The sequence below is a fragment of the Rhodococcus oxybenzonivorans genome (genome assembly GCF_003130705.1).
Taxonomy (GTDB): Bacteria; Actinomycetota; Actinomycetes; order Mycobacteriales; family Mycobacteriaceae; genus Rhodococcus_F; species Rhodococcus_F oxybenzonivorans.
The window spans coordinates 3,061,928-3,078,491 of the sequence record NZ_CP021354.1 but is presented as its reverse complement, the minus strand read 5'-3'; the positions used below and the strand labels follow the sequence as shown (position 1 = coordinate 3,078,491).

Genomic DNA, 16,564 nt, shown 5'->3' with positions numbered 1-16,564 from the left:
TATCCCTGTCGCCCCCGGTTGGCCGGGGCGGACCTCCCGGTTACCGCCCGCTATGGAAAGTAAAACCGGCACGTGTGTACGTCCTTCGGGTGTCACCTCTGGTGTGTGGCTTCCGCGACTCATCATCGGAGTTCGGAAGAATGGATTGCCGTCGAAGCAATGAGGGATCTGGGCTTCGGCGACCACACCCGTCGTCGGCGTGGCTTACGGCCCCCATGAGCCGCGCCGCGGCTCATCGATTCCGTTGCGGGTCAACTCACTCCAGGCGAGGCACGTCTCTGCGCACAGGGTTCTCGTAGAGCCGATCGAACCGCTCACGGGACGTGACCGAACACCAGGAGCACACCATGACCGCAATCGCCGACTGACCCATCGATGCCCGCCTGAAAAAGGCGTTTACGGCGCGATGACGCACACCTGCTCGACGACCTGTCCGCGTGCGTGGTACTCCAACTGGTTCGGCGCCGCCTGAGCCCGGTTGTGGTGACCGTTCGTACCGGAGAACCCGCTCCCGATGCGGTCACTGCATTATGGAAGGACGGACACCTGCAGCGAATCGAAAATACCCTGTACCTGCGTCACCTGGTCGAGCAGGAACTCGCCGCCGGACGACTCAGCCCAAGCCCTGAAGCGCCGGGGCTCAGTGCTGGTGTCTGGGTGTGGGACTGTCCCCCACAGCCTCACCGGGACTAGCGGATCTCATCGGCGCGCAACTCCACGCCCTTCCCCCGCCGTCGGCGCCGTCCTCGACGTTCTCGCGGTCGCGGAACCGCTCCCGGAACAGATCCTGGCCGACGTCACCGACTTCGGCGCCGTAGAGGATGCACACGCACTCGGATTGATCAGTGTCGACCAGAACGGCCGCCACCCGGTGCGATTGGCGCACCTGCTCTACGGTGAAGGCCGTCGCGCCCGCGCCACACCCCTTCGGCTGCGGGCGGACATCGCCGAGGCCTGGGTGCCGAGCACGATTGCGACATTCCCGACCTCGTGCGCCGTGCAGTCGTGATTCCCGAATCGAGTGTGAGCACCGATTCTGTTCTCTTCACCGAGGCCGCAACAGCGGCACCGTCATTGTTCAACCCCGAACCCGCCGTCCGCCTGTGCAAGGCGGCGATCTCGGACGGCGCCGACTACGACGCCCACCTCATTCTGACCATGCCCAGCCGCGGCGAGTAAGTCGGGCAGGCCCTGACACCGCCACTCGACCATCCGCTCACCGATAGGCAACTCATAGACGTCGCGTAACTTTGGGCGCTAGGCGCACTCTTGATCGTACTGGGAGAGATGCGAAGGACGTGCAAAATTGCGCCCGATGCGGCCTGCGCGAGAGACCTCTTGACAGCCTCCCCCTTTCACAAGTTCCACATCAGAGGCCTGCGACCGGCCACGTTCTTGAAGCCACAGCCGTGGCCACACGCCGCGAGGCGCGCAATAGCCATCAATGACTGAAGACCAAGAGCAATGGAAACAGCGAACCTGACATCACCTGTACCGGTACCGGAACGCCACCCAACCAGAGAACCGGCTTGGCGCGGCGCGACACGCCGACGACCGGTGCCCGCCGGGCACATACGCCCCGGTGGGGACCGGTCATCGACGGTGAGTGGTGGTGAACGCTGGGCGTTGATCACCCCTCCCGTTTCACCCCGGCGGCGGTTATCCGGCGTTGCCGCCGGCGCCACCCGTGCCGCTGCCGCCCCGGTTGCCGACACCACTGCCCGCGGAACCGCCGACACAGTCGCCGCCGTCCCCGCCCCGGGTGCCGCTCCCGGGCGCACCCGGCTGACAATCCGCGGCGCCCGGGGTGTCCGGAACAGCAACCCCGGCCACCGCGGTCCGGCCGAGAATGCCGCCGTCCGACCCGACGGCGGCACCCGCCCCGCAGGCAAGCACCGCCGCCGCGGCACCTGCAACGATCGCCCCGATCGCGGACCTTCTCGACATGACGCGTTACCTACCTAGTACCGACGCCGCCGCCCGCACCACCGGTTCCGTTACCACCGGTGTTGTTGTTGCCGTTACCGGCGTTGCCACCGGTGCCATTGCCACCATTGCCGCCCTGCTGCTTGTTCTCGAAACCGATGTTGATTCCGCCTCCGCCGACGTTGCCGCCCGCACCACCGGTTCCATTGCCGCCGGTGTTGTTGTTGCCGTTACCGGCGTTGCCACCGGTGCCATTGCCACCATTGCCGCCCTGCTGGTTGTTCTCGAAACCGATATTGATCGGTACATCGAACGGAAATGGAGCGGCTGACGCGGCACCCGCCCCGAGGATCAGCATGGGCACCGCGGCGGCGCCGACGAGAAGGGCGCGGACTGCGGTCTTGACGGACTTGGTGGACGTGGTGGTGTTCGACATGGTGTGTTCCTCCGGTGTGTGAGTGGGGGTGGTGCTTTCGATGCCGTCAACAATGCCCGCCGCCGCGGGGTCACCTCATCCCCTTCAGGGTGCACATCACCACACCCCGAGGAGTCGCCGAACCCTCAGTCCCCCAACGCATTGCAGCCTCGATAGGGGGTGACCGCACTCCCACCCTGAAGGGGATGCGGGCGGGATCGGTGTGGACCAGTGTGAACAGGGCAAGCACACCCACTCCCACACCGCACATACCCCAGGAAGACCCATGACCCAGCCCGAACTGACCACACCGCAGACCCCGCAGTACCCGCCGCCCCCGTCCTCGAACGTCGGGTGGGCCGTCGTCACCGTCGTGTTCTTCTGGCCCCTCGCGTTCGCCGCGTTCAGCAACGCACTGAAAGTGTTTCCCCGCTGGTACAACGGCGACCTCGACGGCGCTCGCGCCGCATCGGCCCGGGCCCGGACCCTCGGCATCATCGCCCTCTGCCTCGGCGGCCTCTTCACCGCATGGTGCCTGGCCTCCGCCTTCGTCTGACCGGCATCTCCAGCGCACACCAGACCCCGAAGACCCTTCGAGCCGAACATCCACAGATCCGCGGCGCCCGATAGCGCCTGGCGCCTGGAGCCCCCGTGAGGGGTGGACAAATATCACCCCAGGGGCACTAACACCACGACCCCCGGCGCACCACGATAGAAGGAACCGGTAAGCGCCATACCCACGACCTTGCCCATCCCTGCGGACACATACCGAAAGGATCAATGCCAGTGAAATACCCGGTCCTGACCTACACGAACCACGGACACACACACGAATTACCACTGACCCCGGACCGGTCCCAGATCATCATCGGCCGCTCCGCATACGCCGACGTGTCACTGTCCACCGACCCGGACATTTCCCGCCTCCACGCCACCGTCGAACACATCGGCGGCTACTGGGCCGTCACCGACGAAAGTCTCTCCCGCAACGGCACCTTCGTGAACGGCACCCGGATACGCGGACGCCGGATCCTGCACCCCGGAGACGTCATCCGGATCGGCGACAGCACCCTCACCTACCACGGGGAACCCGCCACCGGATGCGGCGAAACCGCCATCGGCGACACCCTCGACACACCCCCCGAGCTCACCCCTGCCCAGCACGCCGTCCTCACCGAGTTGTGCCGGCCGTTCCACAACGGCACCGATCACCCTGTCCCCGCATCGAACCAGCAGATCGCCGACGCTCTGCAGTTGAGCACCGAAACCGTCAAATCACATTTGCGCGCTCTCTGCAGCAAATTCCAAGTCGACGAATTTGCCCGCAACGAGAAACGCGGCCGACTGGTCGCCCTTGCCCTCACGAACAAAATCGCCACCCCACACACCCTCTGACGCCTCAGTTGTCGATTGCTACCTCACCGCGGGTCGAATCGCCGACGCGACAGCCCCACCGTCAGCGTTCAGATCTCAGCGGCTCACCGCGTTCTCCTGCTCGACGCGTGAGAGCTTCTCGGGATTGCGCACGATGTAGAGCCCGGTGATCATGCCGTCGTCCATCCGCACCGCCACGACGTCGTCGATCTCCCCGTCGAGCCGGACGATCAGAGCTGGGCAGCCATTGATCTGCACCGGCTCGACCGACACCTGGCCGTCGATCCGCGGCAGGCCGGCCGCCAGCAGGCGACCCACTTTGTCGGCTCCCACGATCGGTCGCGGCACCGCCTGCTTGACCCCGCCGCCGTCACCCAAGAGGACGACGTCGGGTGCGAGCAGGTCGAGCAGGCTCTGCAGATCACCCGTTTCGAGTGCCCGCTGGAACGCCGCGAGTGCGTCTCGGGATTCGGCCGGGGACACGACGCCGCGCGGTCGGCGCGCAGCGACATGTCCCCGCGCCCGGTGCGCGATCTGACGGACAGCGTCCGGGCTCTTGCCGACGGCCTCCGCGATCTCGCCGTACTCGAGATCGAACACCTCACGCAGCACGAACACCGCCCGCTCGGTCGGCGCGAGCGTCTCCAGCACCAGCAGCATCGCCATGGACACGCTGTCGGCCAACTCGACGTCCTCGGCTACATCGGGTGCGGTCAGCAGCGGCTCGGGCAACCACTGGCCGACGTACGCCTCCCTGCGCCGACTGAGCGTCCGCAGCCGGACGAGGGCCTGACGGGTGGTGATCCGGACGAGATACGCACGCTGATTGCGGACGGTGTCGAGATCGACGCCTGCCCAGCGCAGCCAGGTTTCCTGGAGGACGTCTTCCGCGTCGGTGGCTGAGCCGAGCATCTCGTAGGCAACAGTGAACAGCAGGTTGCGGTGGGCGACGAACGCTTCGGTAGCGGGATCCGAATGATCATCCTGGCTCCCGCCACGATCTGCGGGCGTGGTCTGCGACGTGCCGGCCATGGATGGCTCCTCTTCTCTGTCGTTCTGTGTCAGACACCAGACACCGGACGCCGCCGTTTTGTGACATCCGAAACATGTGTCACAACAGTCGGGTGCCCGGCATCTCATGTTCGTACAGATCAGCACGCCACCACGAGTGAGGACGAAGTCATGGATGCCCGATTCGACCTGTTCGACAATGAGATTGCCATGAAATTCGCTAAGCGGTTCGCGAACGCGGCCCTGGTGATCGACCAATCGCCGCTGCCGAAGGCCACCCAGCACCTGGTCGAGATCCGGGCCAGCCAGATCAACGGCTGTGGCTTCTGCACCGACATGCACACCAAGGATGCCGCGGCCGCCGGCGAGACCCCGATCCGGCTGAATCTGGTCGCCGCCTGGCGCGAGGCCACCGTGTTCACCGAGGCCGAGCGGGCCGCGCTGGCACTCGCAGAAGAGGGCACCCGGCTCGCCGACGCCCACCACGGCGTGTCCGACGAGACCTGGTCGCAGGTGCGCAAGTACTACGACGACGACCAGATCGCCGCGCTGGTGTCCCTGGTGGCCCTGATCAATGCCGCCAACCGGATCAACGTGATCGTGCGTAATCCGGCCGGGTCCTACGAACCCGGCATGTTCGCCAGTATGACGAGCTGACAGGCCGACCAAATGTCCGGTGAAGGATCGCCGACCGCTCGGCGATCCTTCACCGGACCGGAAAAACGAACTAGCGCGGTTCCTGGTAGGAGACGACCACATCCGAGTACCGTCGTGGCATGGGTGACGAGGCAATCGACCCCGAAGCGGCGTATGAAGCCCTTTCCGTCGGCGCACGCCTCGCCCTGCTGCGAAATCCGGAAGGCATAATGCCGCCACAGTTCATCGGTCAGGTGATGACCGTGTGCGGAAACTCGTGCGTCGCAGCCATCAGTGGCAAAGCTGATTCGGTACCGCAGATCGCGCTTCTGCAGGGACCACTCTCGGACTACCTCTCCCACTGCAGATGCGCCCTCGACACGTGGTGGAACTCGTTGACGCCGCCACTGCGGGCCGGCATCCGGTGTCGCGAGGCGCTACCCGAAACGCTGCCACTGCAACTACCCGACCACTCTCCCTGGGCTGACGTGTCCACACCCTGTTCACCCCTGTTGGTGCGCGACTACCTGGAGTTGCAGGCGACGGGCGGCGAACTGATGTAGTCCTAGGGGGCAGCTCCCCAGCCTGTGGTCGGCCGGCGTCAGCAACTCGTGAGGATGACGAGTTGCCGGGTTGCCCGCGTCATGGCGACGTAGCGGTCGACGGCTCCTTCGATCCCCTCACCGAACGACGCCGGGTCGACCAGAATGACGAGGTCGAACTCGAGCCCCTTCGACAGCTCCGGTGTCAGCGACCGGATACGCGACGTCGACTGGAAATCGGGATCGCCTATGACGCATGCGATCCCGTCGGAGTTCGATTCGAGCCAGGTGTCGAGGATCGAGCCCAGCTCCGACGTGGATCGGTGTACGACGGGGTTGCCGCTGCTGCGGATGGAGGTCGGCACGTTGGCGTCCGGGAGGAAGGTACGGATGACCAGTTCGGCTTCCGTCATGATCTCTTCCGGGGTCCGGTAGTTGATGCTCAGTGCGGCGAGGTCGATCCGATCGAACCCGATCCGCCCGAGCCGTTCGTGCCACGACTCGGTGAACCCGTGCCGGGCCTGCGCCCGGTCCCCGACGATGGTGAAGCTGCGGGACGGGCAGCGCAGCAACAACATCTGCCACTCCGCGTCCGTCAGTTCCTGAGCCTCGTCCACCACGATGTGCGCGAACGGTCCGGCGAGCAAATCCGGGTCGGAGCTCGGCAGAGCGGTCTCGTCGACCAGGGACTGCTGCAGGTCCTGGCCACGCAGCATCGACATCACGAGCATTTCCGAGTCGTCGGCCGCGATCAGGTCGTCGACGACGTCACTCATGCGCGCGCGTTCGGCAGCGACGGCGGCGTTGCACCGACGTCGGCGTCCTGACGCCGCCGGGTCCCCGAGTCGCTGCCGTGCCGCATCCAGCAGTGGCAGGTCGGACACCGTCCAGTTCTGGGCGTCCGCGCGTTGCAGTTTCCGAATTTCGTCGTCGCTGAGCCAGGGTGCGCACTTGCGCAGGTAGGCGGGGACCGACCACAGGTCTGCGACGAGGTCGGCGGCTTCGATCAGGGTCCATGCGTTGTCGAGGGTTGCGCGCAGTTCGTCGTTCTGCTGCAACGACTTCCGGAGTTGGGCGGCCGGAACGTCACCGTCGTACTTGTCGATCAGGATCGTGAGCAGCAGCTCCCAGATCTGGTCCCGCGCCTCGTTGTGCGGAGTGCCGGGTTCCGGCGCTGCGAATGCCTCGACCCAGTCGTCGGCGCTCAGCCAGAGGTCGGTCCAGTCGGTCGCGACCGTCATGCCCTCGGTGGGCGGCTCCTCGTAGAACTCGACGGCCGCACCGATCGCCTTCACCAGATCCGCGGACGACTTCAGGCGCGCCACCTCCGGATCCTGCTCGACCCGGGCGGCGGCGCCCTCGGTGACGAGGTCGCGCAGGGTGCACAGTTGAACGCCCTCTTCGCCGAGGCTGGGCAGGACGTCGGCGACGTAGGCCAGGTAGGGCTCGTGTGGTCCGACGAACAACACCCCGTGACGGAGTCGGGGGTCGGAGTAGAGCAGGTACGCGGCGCGGTGCAGCGCGACGACGGTCTTACCTGTACCCGGACCACCGTCGACGACGAGGGCGCCGCTCGCTCCCGCACGGATGATGGCGTCCTGGTCGGCCTGGATGGTGCCGAGCACGTCTCGCATTCGGGCAGTCCGGTTGCTGCCCAAGCTGGCGATGAACGCGGACTGGTCGTCGAGCGCCGCGTTCCCTTCGAACCCGTCAGGCGTAAACACCTCGTCCCAGTAATCGCTGATCCGCCCGCGGGTCCAGCGATACCTGCGACGGCGGGTCAGGCCCAGCGGGTTGGCGTGGGTGGCCCCGAAGAACGGCTCGGCCGCGGGCGAACGCCAGTCGACCAGCAGCTGATTGCCCGCACTGTCCATGAGGCCGAGGCGTCCGACATACACGGGCTCGGGGTTGTCGGCGCTGACGATGTGTCCGAGGCACAGGTCCAAGCCGAAGCGGCGCAAGGCGCGCAGCTGAGCGTTCAGCTCGTGAACCATCATGTCCCGCTCCATCGCCTCCTGGCCCAGACGGCGGGGCGCTTTGCGTTCGGCATCGATGCGGCGGGACAGGTCGGCGATGGACTGTTCGAGGCTTTCTGCGATCGCGGCGAAGTGCCGCTCATCCCCGGCGATCAGCGCCGGGTCGGCCTTGGCCGTCAGGTGGTCGGGAAGAGCGAATGCCGTGGTAGTCAAGGGGTTCACAGTCATCAGCTCCGATCCGTTGGTCGTTCAATCGTGCCGAGCAGCAGCGTCGCGGCGACCGCTGCCCCGTCCGTTCGGATCGTGCCCGCCACGGCGGCCGCCCGTGCTCTGGTTTGAGGAGTCAGGGCCGCCGTGAGTGCTGCCGACAGCGACTCGAAGGTCGGAACCGGACCGTCGTGCGCTGCGCCGATACCCATAGCGGCCACTCGTCCGGCCCAGTACGGTTGGTCCACCACCTGCGGTACCACCACCTGTGGCGCGCCTGCCCGCGTGGCCGTCGTCGTCGTTCCCGCGCCGCCATGGTGCACGACGGCGGCTACCCGGGTGAACAGTGCCTGCTGATTGACCTCGCCGACGGCGAAGCAGTCGGCGAGGTCGTCGATCAGGGCGAGGTCCGCCCAACCCCGCCCGACAAGTGCGCGGCGCCCCTGCGCGCGGATCGCCTCGATGGCCACCCTGGCGGCGTCCTTCGCCACTCCCATGGGCATGCTGCCGAAGCCCACATACACCGGCGGTGTGCCAGCGTCCAGAAATGCCACCAAGTCGGCAGGAAGTGGGCGGTCGTCGGGCGGGATCCACGCGCCGGTCTGGACGACATCGAGGTCTGACGTCCCTCGCCACGGGTCCAGAATCGGGTCCGTCGCGAGCCACGGCCGGTCGCCGAAAACGTAGTCGCGAACGTGGCTTACCGGGGGCAGGCCGATCGACGCCCGGTTGGTGTCGAGCGCCTCACCGAAAAGCGCATCGATGCTCTGAGCGTCCAGCTCCCACAGTGTCCGGTTGTCCGTCACATCCGGCGGGAATGACCGGCCCGGATACGCCAGCGGCGGGCGATGCGGTGACGGCAAGGTGAGCTGCTGAAAGGTCACGGACACGGACGGAATGCCCAGTTTCTCGGCCACCGACAACGCACCGGCCGCCGCAGGCATCACACCGGTCGCGACCAACCCGTCACATCCCTCGGCCGCAGCAGTGACCGCCTCGAACTGAGCGGCGATCAACTCGGCCGCGCGCCGGGGCAGGTCCGCCGAAGACGGTGCCGCGGTCGTCAGCGCACGTGCCGACTGCCCGACGGGCACCATCGATACGCCGACACCAGCCAGGCGCTGCGCGAAGTCCTCGTCCGGCGGCGCGCACACCCGCACCTCCGTGCCGAGGTCCTGCAACTGCACCACGAGTCCCACCAACGGTTCGACATCACCGCGCGACCCATACGTCGACAACAACACACGCATTCATGTCCCCCAATTCCGCCGGTTCCGGCTCAGGCCGGTAAGTTTGCGGCACAACCCGGGCCTTGCCGCAAGACCCCGGGTGCGCTATACATTGAAAGTGGAAGAGAGTTCGTCTCCTTCCTTCTCGTCCGGTTGCGGACGCATTCCCCCCCAGAAATTGCTCGAACGCGACGCGTGCCAACGGGGACGGCCGGTGCAGACCACTCCAACGACCGTCGCAAGTCGGCGCTCAAAGTGTGGGCGCCGCGCTGCTGCGGCTCCGCTGAGATCAACTCCGCAACTTTGGTCAGGCGAGAATGTCTGCCGCATAGGCGACTCGGTTGCCTCGCCCCCGAACCGTCAAGGCGGTATGCATGAACCTCGGGCATGCCCGATCTGTCCGGCAGCTATCGGACAGCAGATATCGCCCGCGGTGATGCGGACTCGCTGCTGGCCGCCAAGGCCGGGTGCCCGGCCGATGACTTGTTCAGCGAGCTCGCCGCCGCCGACGAGCCGACTGGCTCTCGGCGTCCGAAGCGGTGGGCACCGCCTCGTTGATGGTGGTCGCGGGGTACGAAACGACGGTCAGGTTCCTCAGCACCAGCGCCGTCACCCTATTGATGGCTCCGCGGCTGCGACAGTTGCTGGTGCAGCGACCGGAGTTGCTCAGCCCGAACTCGGAATCGGCCCGCGACCAATCAGCCTCCGATTCAACCGACACATCGGCAGAACTTGACGAGGCCCTCGGGTGTGACCCACTCAACCTTTGACTTCAAGTACTTGAAGTTCTTAGCGTTTATGTCGTGAGTGCACGAACCACCCCACGCGACTACACGATCAAGGACGCGGCCGCACTGACCGGACTTCCGGCCAGCACGCTGCGTTACTACGAGTCGGTCGGTGTGATCGCGCCGATCATCCGCGGGGAGAGCAGTAGACACAGGGTCTACGACGAGAACGACTTGGGACAGCTGTTGGCAATCGCGTGCCTGGCGGCAACCGGGATGTCGGTCAGCGACATGAAAGAGTACGTCGCCAACGCACAACTCGGGGCCGGGGCCGCCCCCGCGCAGATCGAATTGCTGACCCAACGCCGGCAGCAACTCGCACTCGAGGCCCGGCAGATGGCACTCCGCCAACGCTACGTCGAACTGAAGATCGACTACTGGCGCACGATCGACGCGGGCGACGAGGCCGGTGCCACGCTCCTCGCGGCCGAGGCGAGCGCACTGGCTGACGAGCTCAAGAACACCAAGAAGCGATAGCCCACACCCCGCACGCCCGGCGCTCGCCCGTACACGCCCGGTGCTTGCCCGTAGACGGATGCGCCACCGGTCACGCGGTCCTGCCCTACTCACTACCGAAGTGACCCCCCGGAGAAGAAGGAAGATTTGCCATGCGTGTCCACGCGTACGCCGCTCCCGCCGCGGGCCAGCCGCTGGTTCCCACGACCATCGAGCGCCGCGACGTCGGCTCCCACGACGTCCTTATCGAGATTCAGTACGCCGGCATCTGTCACTCCGACATCCACACCGTCAACGGCGACTGGGGTTCGCAACCCTTCCCGGTTGTGCCCGGCCACGAAATCGTCGGCATCGTCGCCGAGGTCGGCGCCGACGTCACACGTCACAAGGTCGGTGACCGCGTCGGCGTCGGCTGCCTGGTCAACTCCTGCGGCCAGTGCATCAACTGCCGCAACGGCGACGAGCAATACTGCACCGACGGCGTGGTCCCCACCTACGCCGGCGTAGACCGTGACGGCACCACCACCCAGGGCGGCTACTCCACCCACGTCGTCGTCGATGCCGACTACGTCCTGTCCGTCCCGAAAAGCTTGGACCCGGCTGCGGCGGCTCCCCTAATGTGCGCCGGGATCACCACCTACGCCCCGCTGCGCCGCTGGGGCGCCGGTCCCGGCAAGAAGGTTGCCATCGTCGGCCTCGGCGGGCTCGGGCACATGGCCGTCAAGATCGCCCACGCCCTCGGCGCCGAGGTCACCGTGCTGTCCCAGTCGCTGAAGAAGCAGGAGGACGGACTCCGCCTCGGCGCAGACGCGTACTACGCCACCTCCGACCCCAGAACCTTCGAGCAGCTCGCCGGCCGGTTCGACCTCATCATCAACACGGTCAGCGCCGCAATCGACCTCAACGCCTACCTCGGACTCCTCGCCGTCGACGGTTCCCTGGTCAATGTCGGTGCTCCAGCCGAGCCGCTCAGCCTGAACGTGATGTCGCTGATCGGCGGCCGCCGCAACTTCGCCGGGTCGATGATCGGCGGCATCGCCCTGACCCAGGAGATGCTCGACTTCTGCGCCGACCACGGCATCGGATCCGAAATCGAAGTGATCCCCGCCGACCGGATCAACCAGGCATACGAGCGCGTCCTCGCGTCAGACGTCCGATACCGGTTCGTCATCGACACCGCCACCCTGAACTGACCCAACGTGAACGCCCGCCGGACGAGGCGGGCGTTCACCCACACATCACACATCGAAGGGAGGGAACGTCTGTTTTCGCCCGCAGCTCGGGTATGAAAGCAAGCGACATCTGACGTGATGACGCCGCCCTGGCATCCAACTGGGCGATCGTCAGCTGGCGCGGCGACCGAGCAGATATCCACTGCCGATCTGCACCGGCTGGCTCGGCGGGACTTGGTGTGCCACCTGATCATTGACGCTCAGGACGTCTTGATCACCCTCGCGACTCCCACCGGCTCGGAACCAACCCGCAACGCGGTGACCTACTGGGACCTCGCCCAAACACCGCCAAGCGGCGACGACCCACTCGACTCCTTGATCGTCCGGCTCGCCGCCGCATACCAGGAGCCGCGGCTGCTGCAGTTTCACCTCGACCTCATCGCACACCTCCCGGACGCTGCGCAGCCGCCCATCGAGGGACTTGCCCAGTCCCGCCATATGTCGGAGAAGATCGCCGGCACCACCTTCCCCACGTCGTTCTGCGACAGGGACGCGCTGCTGGTCGGCACCGGACGGCGGGCCCCGACCGACGCGGAGAAGGCCGAACTGGGCGAGCTCACCGCGACACTGCCGCTAGTCCTCAGATAATTGCCTACCAGTGCGGCGGCGCGGGCGGTCCAGGGCACTCGTCAGGCTTGCGGGACGCGACGACGACACTCATGTCGTTTTGCACGTCCCGGACCGCGACCTCACAGGAACGGCACCAGAAGTAGACGTCGTCGCGGAGTCCACCATCGCGATCAGCTGAAGATCGGGCCGAACAGCGTTATCAACGGATACACCGTGTACCAGTAATGGTCGCCGAGCCAGTACCAGATAGGGGAAGGTGACATCGGGAATCGTCTCCTCGTTTGCACGGTAAGTGCTCGCGGCCACTCGACCTACGTCAACGTTCGGCCAGCTAGCCGGACATGTCACCGAGACCCACACATCGGAGTTGCCAGCGTTCTGAAGGATTGACGACCGGTCAACGATTCCCCACCGGACGGATCAGAGCCTCATAGATGCCGCAGACTGTGTTGATGCAGATGTCATTCTTCGATGCCCTCGACAGTCTCGTCTCCTCGGCCGAGGTGCGGATAGATCGACCGAAAGGCACTGCTCACCCGAGGTATCCTGCCGTCACCTACCCACTGGACTATGGCTACCTGATCGGCACCACAGCAGCCGATGGCGCGGGCGTCGATATTTTCCGTGGTACGGACTCGACCACCGGCATCACCGCGGTCGCGCTCACCGTTGACGCGATGAAACGCGACGTAGAAGTGAAAATACTGGTGAGCTGCTCGCTTACCGAGATCGACCGAGTCGCCGAGTTTCTTACCGGCAGTATTCGTCTCGGTGCCACGATCGTCCACCGGTAGCTCGTGCCGACCAGGGTTCTGCAGTGCGCCCCGCGTGGTCCGAATCCGTGTCGATAGATGTGTGAGTGCATCACGGTGCGGGAAGCTCGTCGATCACCGCGTCGCGAGGGTTTGCCGAAGGCCGCCGAGCTTCGTTGAATCGAACAGGCCGGATAGAGGGATGCGCCAGGCCGTGAGCTACACGGGCGGCCAGATCGGTCAAGTGCCCGGTGTCCGTAGCAAGCAGGCTGACGGTCGACATCCCTCTATCCGGCGGAATCGCTTGTCACGGAATCGATATGGTCGGCCGACCGGCTACCGACTGTGCCAATGTTCGGGAGCGGAAATACCGGTCGGCAAACGCGTTTTGCCGCTACCTCGGGCGGCGTTGATTTGAGGTTGGGTGACGTACAACGCGGCCGACAAATCGGCGCCCTCCAACCTGGCATCACGAAGATCCGCTCCGAGCAGATCAACCGCGGTGAGGTCGCTCTCCCTCAGGTCTGCGGCAATCAGACAGGCTCCGCGTAGGTCCGCGCCGCACAATCTGCGGGCGCGCAAATTCTTACCGACAAGGTCCGCCCCAGGGCCGAGGCCCTTGTCCAGGCGTCCATTTTCGGCGAAGTAGGAAGCCCGAACTTCCTCACTGGTGTCGACGAGGACTGCTCTGACATCGGAATGCAGAGCATCCATATCGACCGTGAGTAGTTCGGGCAGGCCGCCACGAGTCAGTGCGGTGATGACTGAGGCGAGGTCGCGAGCTTCATGTGCAGCGTCCGGGTCATAGGTACGCGCCTGCGCCTCGAGCAGATACCACAGCATCTCGTGCAGTTGCTTCATGACCTTGAAGGCGGCAAACATGCGTTGCTGCAAATCCGGACGCTCCCGCCAGCTGATCCCGGAGAACAATCGCTGGGATACGGCCTGGCCGGCGCCGAAGCAGTCGAAAACTGTACAGCCGCGGAACCCCCGTGAGCGGAGTCCCGCGTGGACAGTGCAGGAGAACTCCGAACCGAGGTGCCGGCATGGTGCGCCGGCTGGCTTGTCCTCGGCGAAATCGACCGATCGGGAGAACCCGAACGCAGTGCAGCACAAAGCGAAACAGCTTCCGCAGTCGGCGCGCAGATCCTGACGACGCTGAGGCGCAGGAGCGGCGGTCATCGCAGAATCTCCAGCTCAGCACGGCGGAGGACGAACGGGCACCGCCGACGCGGCATGGACATGGTTGTCGACGAAATGATCAAGTGAGCTCCAAGTGGCGATTCCAGTGCAGGACAGGAGTAGGGAACCCGCCAACGGGTTCCCTCTCGAGGCACACGGAATCACCACCGCACGAAGGCGCGGCACACAATCAACGCTAAGGGTCTGGGTCACAGACGAGTTATGGTAAGCACTACACACAAAGTACAGCTAGGCGGCGGCGACCCACAACTCGTCCACACCGCGCTCACCCAGCCCGATCGCCCGAATCGGAACCCCGAGCTTCCGAGCGGTTTCCGAAAGCGGACCCCTTGCGGTGCCTCATGAGGTCACGTCAGCATCTCCCCACTCTCGGGAGACGAGCGCTGGTCGTAGATCAGTCCTTGGCTTCGCGGACGTCCTTTCCCTGCTCGGCGAACGCCTTGAAGTCCTGCATGTGCTGTAGCGACTGCTTGCGGAAGGAGCCCGGCATCAGCAGCCCCACCAGGCGCATCAGCAAGCCGCTGAACCGGTATTCGCTCTCGCTCACCCAGAGCGTCGTCTCCGGACCCGCTTCGGTCAGCCGGTCGCGCACGGCACTCCACATGCCCTCGCCGACGATCTCGCGGTCGAAGTGAACGACGCTCCCTTTCGGGATCCCGCGCAGGTCTGCCGGTTCCCGACGCGTGATGGTCTCGGTGCCCTCGAACTTGTGCTTCCCCATCTGCATCACGACTCGCGATCTGGTACCGACTTGCCCGTGCACCCCACTCAGCGGCTCGTGCAGCACCAGACCCCGCAGCCACTTCGGCAGGTGTGCCGAGTCGGCGAGCAGCTGTACCACTGTCTCCAGAGGCAGGGCGATCTCGATCGAGACGGTGTACTTCATGGCGGAGCGCTCCTGGTTCCCGAGTAAGGAAGCCGACGCTAGCACCCTCGCTTCATACTGTGAGGTCATGGCACGTCCAACGATGTTCCGGTTCCGGGTGGTCACGGCGGGCGTCGCCCCATCTGCGAAGGGCAAGGGCGTGTTGCGGCCGCCCGCACACGTCGACGTGCGGCTCGCCGAAGCCGTTGTCCACCGCGAAGCGCGGGCCCAGGGGCGGCACAGTTGCTCACCACCGTGTCGTACGTCAGTTCCGTTCCCGCATCGCAAGCGCATGCGGCGGCTCCTGGCGTTCTACGCGGTCACGTACCACACCGCACTCCGACCGACAGGTGGCTCCGCAAGGGATCGCAACCGGTCAGGCCAGTCGCGGCAAGCAAGCGCTCACAGCAGCCCGTTCATCAGGTGCCCCTCAGCGATCTCGAAAACACCAAGCCGGCCCCCACCGCGGTCTGACCGATCAGCAATGCCCCGGGCAGTGCGAGTAGCTCCCATCCAGTCGCCGACGGCAGCCGCAGCGACGCAATACATGCGGCGAACAACGCGACTGTAAACACCTGGCCAGCCGCGATGAGGCGTTGACCGACCGATGTAAGTCGGCGGCGTCCAAACAGGACCAACGATGTCGCAGCAGCCATGATGCAGACGACAAACCCGACAACCCCTGGATAGATGAACAACGGCTCGAAGGCCGGGGAACCGCCGACATCGATATATCCCTTCGTCAACAGCTGGGGAAGCACCCACACTCCGATCAGTAAGGCGCACAACACACTGACGTAGGAGCAGCCGACCAAGAACCTCATCTGCGCAGGCTAGCTGGTTACGGGCTGTCAGTCCCCGACAAGCCCGGTTCCGGGCCTATCGACCACCTGGTCCGCGGTTGCCGGACACGTGACCGAAAAGAATGCGGTGGCGGTGGCGGGCATCCGTCACCGGCTCGACGGGTTGCCGTTACGAATCGAGCTGGCGGCCGCTCGGTTGCGGGCGATGTCTCCCGAGCAGATTCTCGAGCGGCTGACCGAACGCTACACCCTGCTGACCCGCGGCAGCCCCAGGTGCGCCGACACGGCAACAGACGCTGCGGCTATGCATCGACTGGAGCATCGAACTGTGGACCACCCGTGAACAACTGGCGTGGGGGCGAGTGGCGGTCGCGGAAAGCTTCGAACTCGGCGCCGCGGAGCACGTGTGCGGCAAAGGCCTTACCACGGACGAGCTGCTGGACACACTGACATCGGATCGGCACTTGCCCACGTCGGTGCCCGTGGTTCGCCATCGACCGACTCGGCTCGCAATCCGTGTCGGCACAGTATGCGGATACTCAGCTCGCCGACGGCATGAGTCGTCTTCGGGGCCTTGGG

18 protein-coding genes and 2 pseudogenes are annotated in these 16,564 nt (G+C 65.5%); 12 read left to right on the top strand and 8 right to left on the bottom strand.

The window, feature by feature from the left end:
- The first annotated feature begins 643 nt into the window (after window positions 1-643).
- Both CBI38_RS14555 and CBI38_RS14550 read left to right on the top strand, forming a co-directional pair.
- On the top strand, window positions 644-1,009 hold the full coding sequence (locus tag CBI38_RS14555; RefSeq protein ID WP_109329821.1) for a hypothetical protein: 366 nt from the start codon (window positions 644-646) through the stop codon (window positions 1,007-1,009).
- Between the two features lie 14 nt (window positions 1,010-1,023).
- Complete coding sequence (locus CBI38_RS14550; protein ID WP_162603225.1) at window positions 1,024-1,179, top strand: hypothetical protein; 156 nt, start codon at window positions 1,024-1,026, stop codon at window positions 1,177-1,179.
- A 480-nt stretch (window positions 1,180-1,659) separates the two neighbouring features.
- Here the strand turns inward: CBI38_RS14550 and CBI38_RS14545 are convergent, their stop codons facing one another.
- Both CBI38_RS14545 and CBI38_RS14540 read right to left on the bottom strand, forming a co-directional pair.
- On the bottom strand, window positions 1,660-1,947 hold the full coding sequence (locus tag CBI38_RS14545) for a hypothetical protein (protein WP_109329817.1): 288 nt from the start codon (window positions 1,945-1,947) through the stop codon (window positions 1,660-1,662).
- A gap of 10 nt (window positions 1,948-1,957) precedes the next feature.
- Window positions 1,958-2,362 (bottom strand): hypothetical protein, encoded by a 405-nt coding sequence (locus CBI38_RS14540; RefSeq protein WP_109329815.1) that lies wholly within the window; start codon window positions 2,360-2,362, stop codon window positions 1,958-1,960.
- Between the two features lie 265 nt (window positions 2,363-2,627).
- Here CBI38_RS14540 and CBI38_RS14535 point away from each other — a divergent pair, with 265 nt between their 5' ends.
- Window positions 2,628-2,897, top strand: coding sequence for a CD225/dispanin family protein (locus tag CBI38_RS14535; RefSeq protein ID WP_109329813.1), 270 nt, complete (start codon window positions 2,628-2,630; stop codon window positions 2,895-2,897).
- Between the two features lie 230 nt (window positions 2,898-3,127).
- On the top strand, window positions 3,128-3,736 hold the full coding sequence (locus CBI38_RS14530) for an FHA domain-containing protein (protein ID WP_109335086.1): 609 nt from the start codon (window positions 3,128-3,130) through the stop codon (window positions 3,734-3,736).
- A 75-nt stretch (window positions 3,737-3,811) separates the two neighbouring features.
- Here the strand turns inward: CBI38_RS14530 and CBI38_RS14525 are convergent, their stop codons facing one another.
- Window positions 3,812-4,747 (bottom strand): RNA polymerase sigma-70 factor, encoded by a 936-nt coding sequence (locus tag CBI38_RS14525; RefSeq protein ID WP_109329811.1) that lies wholly within the window; start codon window positions 4,745-4,747, stop codon window positions 3,812-3,814.
- A 150-nt stretch (window positions 4,748-4,897) separates the two neighbouring features.
- Here CBI38_RS14525 and CBI38_RS14520 point away from each other — a divergent pair, with 150 nt between their 5' ends.
- Both CBI38_RS14520 and CBI38_RS14515 read left to right on the top strand, forming a co-directional pair.
- On the top strand, window positions 4,898-5,383 hold the full coding sequence (locus tag CBI38_RS14520; RefSeq protein ID WP_109329809.1) for a carboxymuconolactone decarboxylase family protein: 486 nt from the start codon (window positions 4,898-4,900) through the stop codon (window positions 5,381-5,383).
- 119 nt (window positions 5,384-5,502) lie between these two features.
- Window positions 5,503-5,925 carry a hypothetical protein gene (locus tag CBI38_RS14515; protein ID WP_109329807.1) on the top strand — a complete coding sequence of 141 codons (423 nt, stop codon included), beginning with the start codon at window positions 5,503-5,505 and terminating at the stop codon, window positions 5,923-5,925.
- Between the two features lie 38 nt (window positions 5,926-5,963).
- Here the strand turns inward: CBI38_RS14515 and helR are convergent, their stop codons facing one another.
- Both helR and CBI38_RS14505 read right to left on the bottom strand, forming a co-directional pair.
- A complete protein-coding gene (helR, locus tag CBI38_RS14510; protein ID WP_109335085.1) occupies window positions 5,964-8,102 on the bottom strand; it encodes an RNA polymerase recycling motor ATPase HelR in 2,139 nt (712 codons plus the stop codon).
- A 5-nt stretch (window positions 8,103-8,107) separates the two neighbouring features.
- Window positions 8,108-9,337, bottom strand: a complete 1,230-nt coding sequence (locus tag CBI38_RS14505) for a glycosyltransferase (RefSeq protein WP_109329805.1) — start codon at window positions 9,335-9,337, stop codon at window positions 8,108-8,110.
- Between the two features lie 366 nt (window positions 9,338-9,703).
- Here CBI38_RS14505 and CBI38_RS37855 point away from each other — a divergent pair, with 366 nt between their 5' ends.
- From CBI38_RS37855 to CBI38_RS14480, 5 genes and pseudogenes are all read left to right on the top strand, one after another.
- Window positions 9,704-9,874, top strand: a complete 171-nt coding sequence (locus tag CBI38_RS37855; RefSeq protein WP_162603224.1) for a hypothetical protein — start codon at window positions 9,704-9,706, stop codon at window positions 9,872-9,874.
- A gap of 245 nt (window positions 9,875-10,119) precedes the next feature.
- Complete coding sequence (locus CBI38_RS14495) at window positions 10,120-10,581, top strand: MerR family transcriptional regulator (protein ID WP_109329801.1); 462 nt, start codon at window positions 10,120-10,122, stop codon at window positions 10,579-10,581.
- Between the two features lie 131 nt (window positions 10,582-10,712).
- A complete protein-coding gene (locus tag CBI38_RS14490; protein ID WP_109329799.1) occupies window positions 10,713-11,753 on the top strand; it encodes an NAD(P)-dependent alcohol dehydrogenase in 1,041 nt (346 codons plus the stop codon).
- Between the two features lie 133 nt (window positions 11,754-11,886).
- Window positions 11,887-12,380: pseudogene (locus tag CBI38_RS14485) on the top strand (maleylpyruvate isomerase N-terminal domain-containing protein).
- Between the two features lie 416 nt (window positions 12,381-12,796).
- Window positions 12,797-13,156: an inorganic pyrophosphatase gene (locus tag CBI38_RS14480; RefSeq protein WP_109329797.1), complete on the top strand. Its 360-nt coding sequence runs from the start codon at window positions 12,797-12,799 to the stop codon at window positions 13,154-13,156.
- A 294-nt stretch (window positions 13,157-13,450) separates the two neighbouring features.
- On the opposite strand, the gene CBI38_RS14475 is transcribed toward CBI38_RS14480, so the two are convergent.
- The 3 genes from CBI38_RS14475 to CBI38_RS14465 form a co-directional block, all read right to left on the bottom strand.
- On the bottom strand, window positions 13,451-14,296 hold the full coding sequence (locus CBI38_RS14475; protein WP_109329795.1) for a pentapeptide repeat-containing protein: 846 nt from the start codon (window positions 14,294-14,296) through the stop codon (window positions 13,451-13,453).
- 415 nt (window positions 14,297-14,711) lie between these two features.
- On the bottom strand, window positions 14,712-15,203 hold the full coding sequence (locus CBI38_RS14470) for an SRPBCC family protein (protein WP_109329793.1): 492 nt from the start codon (window positions 15,201-15,203) through the stop codon (window positions 14,712-14,714).
- 398 nt (window positions 15,204-15,601) lie between these two features.
- Window positions 15,602-16,006: a hypothetical protein gene (locus CBI38_RS14465; protein ID WP_109329791.1), complete on the bottom strand. Its 405-nt coding sequence runs from the start codon at window positions 16,004-16,006 to the stop codon at window positions 15,602-15,604.
- 70 nt (window positions 16,007-16,076) lie between these two features.
- On the opposite strand from CBI38_RS14465, the pseudogene CBI38_RS14460 reads away from it, so the two are divergent.
- Window positions 16,077-16,440: pseudogene (locus tag CBI38_RS14460) on the top strand (protein kinase domain-containing protein); the annotation flags it as partial.
- Window positions 16,441-16,564 lie beyond the last annotated feature (124 nt).

Excerpts from the sequence above, each read along its gene's own strand:
- CBI38_RS14545 (WP_109329817.1), bottom strand. The coding sequence starts at position 1,947 with ATGTCGAGAAGGTCCGCGATCGGGGCGATCGTTGCAGGTGCCGCGGCG.
- CBI38_RS14540 (WP_109329815.1), bottom strand. The coding sequence starts at position 2,362 with ATGTCGAACACCACCACGTCCACCAAGTCCGTCAAGACCGCAGTCCGC.
- CBI38_RS14535 (WP_109329813.1), top strand. The coding sequence starts at position 2,628 with ATGACCCAGCCCGAACTGACCACACCGCAGACCCCGCAGTACCCGCCG.
- CBI38_RS14525 (WP_109329811.1), bottom strand. The coding sequence starts at position 4,747 with ATGGCCGGCACGTCGCAGACCACGCCCGCAGATCGTGGCGGGAGCCAG.
- CBI38_RS14520 (WP_109329809.1), top strand. The coding sequence starts at position 4,898 with ATGGATGCCCGATTCGACCTGTTCGACAATGAGATTGCCATGAAATTC.
- CBI38_RS14515 (WP_109329807.1), top strand. The coding sequence starts at position 5,503 with ATGGGTGACGAGGCAATCGACCCCGAAGCGGCGTATGAAGCCCTTTCC.
- CBI38_RS14505 (WP_109329805.1), bottom strand. The coding sequence starts at position 9,337 with ATGCGTGTGTTGTTGTCGACGTATGGGTCGCGCGGTGATGTCGAACCG.
- CBI38_RS37855 (WP_162603224.1), top strand. The coding sequence starts at position 9,704 with ATGCCCGATCTGTCCGGCAGCTATCGGACAGCAGATATCGCCCGCGGT.
- CBI38_RS14490 (WP_109329799.1), top strand. The coding sequence starts at position 10,713 with ATGCGTGTCCACGCGTACGCCGCTCCCGCCGCGGGCCAGCCGCTGGTT.
- CBI38_RS14480 (WP_109329797.1), top strand. The coding sequence starts at position 12,797 with ATGCCGCAGACTGTGTTGATGCAGATGTCATTCTTCGATGCCCTCGAC.
- CBI38_RS14475 (WP_109329795.1), bottom strand. The coding sequence starts at position 14,296 with ATGACCGCCGCTCCTGCGCCTCAGCGTCGTCAGGATCTGCGCGCCGAC.
- CBI38_RS14470 (WP_109329793.1), bottom strand. The coding sequence starts at position 15,203 with ATGAAGTACACCGTCTCGATCGAGATCGCCCTGCCTCTGGAGACAGTG.
- CBI38_RS14465 (WP_109329791.1), bottom strand. The coding sequence starts at position 16,006 with ATGAGGTTCTTGGTCGGCTGCTCCTACGTCAGTGTGTTGTGCGCCTTA.